This window comes from Terrabacter terrae (assembly GCF_039529575.1).
Classification (GTDB): Bacteria; Actinomycetota; Actinomycetes; order Actinomycetales; family Dermatophilaceae; genus Terrabacter; species Terrabacter terrae.
On sequence record NZ_BAAANB010000147.1, the window covers coordinates 1 to 2,137 of the forward strand.

The 2,137-nt window shown below is 68.3% G+C and carries 2 protein-coding genes; one reads left to right on the top strand and one right to left on the bottom strand.

All coding sequences use genetic code 11. The features are described from left to right. The coding region (locus ABD194_RS20075) for a SigE family RNA polymerase sigma factor (protein WP_343994804.1) at positions 1–573 on the bottom strand (573 nt) is incomplete at its 3' end. Between the two features lie 186 nt (positions 574–759). Between ABD194_RS20075 and ABD194_RS20080 the strand changes: the two genes are divergently transcribed. Then, positions 760–2,137, top strand: a 1,378-nt coding sequence (locus ABD194_RS20080; RefSeq protein WP_343994806.1) for a transglycosylase domain-containing protein, incomplete at its 3' end; no start/stop codon positions are given.

Genomic DNA, 2,137 nt, shown 5'->3' on the forward strand with positions numbered 1-2,137 from the left:
CTCGTCGGCGGTCGGGCGCAGGGTGGGGTCGATGCGTAGCTTGGCGAGCGCCCGGCTCGCCTGGCTCTTCACGGTGCCGACCGAGCACTGCATGATCTCGGCGGTCTCGGCCTCGGAGAGGTCCTCGTAGAACCGCAGCACGACGACGGCCCGCTGCCGCTTCGGCAGCCGCTCGAGGGCGCGCCACAGGTCGGTGCGCTCGTCGACCCGGGCGTTCTCGGCGCCGTGCAGACGGTGGGCGTCGTGCCGCTCGGGAAGCTGGGCGGTGGCCTCCTCGCCGTTCCAGCGCCGCCGCCACCAGCTCGAGTACGTGTTGACCATGACCCGCCGGACGTATGCGTCGGGCCGACTCTCGATGCGCCCCCAGGCGAACCACGCCTTCGCGAGCGAGGCCTGCACGAGGTCCTCGGCGAGGGCGCGGTCGTGCGTGAGCAGGTATGCCGTCCGCAGCAGTCGCGTGGACCGGGTGGCCACGAAGTCGTCGAAGGACTCCCGCTCCATCGCCCCTCCCCCTGTCAACGGCGCGGGCGACGCGCTGCTCGCCCCGGTGCCGGCCCCTGTCACTGTGGTCACACCCGGCTCGACCGGCTGGCCCTGCAGAAAGGTTGCACGTCGCGCGCCGGCTGGGAAGCAACCTGTGGCCCCGTTGTGCCGCGTTTGTGAGCAACGTTCCGGATTTCGGCACCGGGGTGCCGGTCGGGTCATACTGAGTGGCGGCTCGGGACGGTTCCCGGGCCTCATCACCGAATGGAGCAGGTTGTGACGCAGAGCAGGCGCGACATCCGCGCTGCCCAGCAGTCGGGTGCGAGGGGCGGGTCCCAGGCCGGCGGCAGGGGCAGCGGCGGCCAGGGCCGCACCGGCTGGAGGAAGTGGCTCGTCGGCACCCTGAAGTGGGGCTCGATCGCGGCGGCCGTCCTCTTCGTGCTCGGCGTCGTCGGCGTCTTCATCGCCTACCAGCAGACGTCCATCCCGCAGCCCAACCAGCTCGCCAACAAGCAGGTCTCGATCGTCTACTACAGCGACGGTAAGACCGAGCTCGACCGCATCGCCGTCCAGGACGGCAACCGCGAGTCCGTGCCGCTCAGCAAGGTGCCCAAGTTCGTCCAGGACGCGCACATCGCCGCCGAGGACCGCACGTTCTACCAGAACAACGGCATCTCGATCGGCGGGATCCTGCGGGCCGTCAAGACCAGCGTCACCGGTGAGGCGCAGGTCGGCGGCTCGACGATCACCCAGCAGTACGTCAAGAACTACTTCCTGAGCCAGGACCGCACCATCTCGCGCAAGGCGCGCGAGATCCTCATCTCCGTCAAGATCGACGGCCAGCTCCCCAAGTCGGAGATCCTCGAGAAGTACCTCAACACGATCTACTACGGCCGCGGCGCCTACGGCATCCAGAGCGCGGCCAAGGCCTACTTCGGCAAGGACGTCTCCAAGCTCACCGTCGGTGAGGGCGCGGTGCTCGCGGCCGTCATCAACGCCCCGTCGATGTACGACCCCGCCAACGGCGCGGAGGCCAAGGCGAACCTGACCCGGCGCTACGCATACGTCCTCGACGGCATGGTGCAGGAGGGCTGGCTGAGCGCCGCCGACCGAGCCAAGTTCGCCCAGCTACCGAAGATCCAGCCCTACAAGGGCACCAAGTTCTCCTCGGGCCCGAACGGCTACATCACCGCGCAGGTCAAGCGCGAGCTGCTGACGACCGGCCTGTCCGACCGGGACATCGACAACGGCGGGCTGCGCATCGTCACGACCATCGACAAGAAGGCCCAGACGGCCGCGGTGGCCGCGATGAAGGACAACCTGCCGAAGAAGGTGACCGGGGGGCTCGTCGCCATCAAGCCCGGTGACGGTGCCGTGGTCGCGATGTACGGCGGCCCCGACTACTCGAAGGACCAGTACAACACCGCCACGCAGGCGATCATGCAGGGCGGCTCCAACTTCAAGCCCTTCGGCGTGCTGGCCGCGGTCCGCGACGGCATCTCCACGAAGACGAAGTTCGACGGCGACACGCCCCAGACCATCGACGGCACGGAGATCAACAACTTCGAGGACATGTCCTACGGCAAGGTCGACATGCGCCGGATGATCGGGCGCTCGATCAACACGGCCTTCGTCAACCTCAACAACACGATCA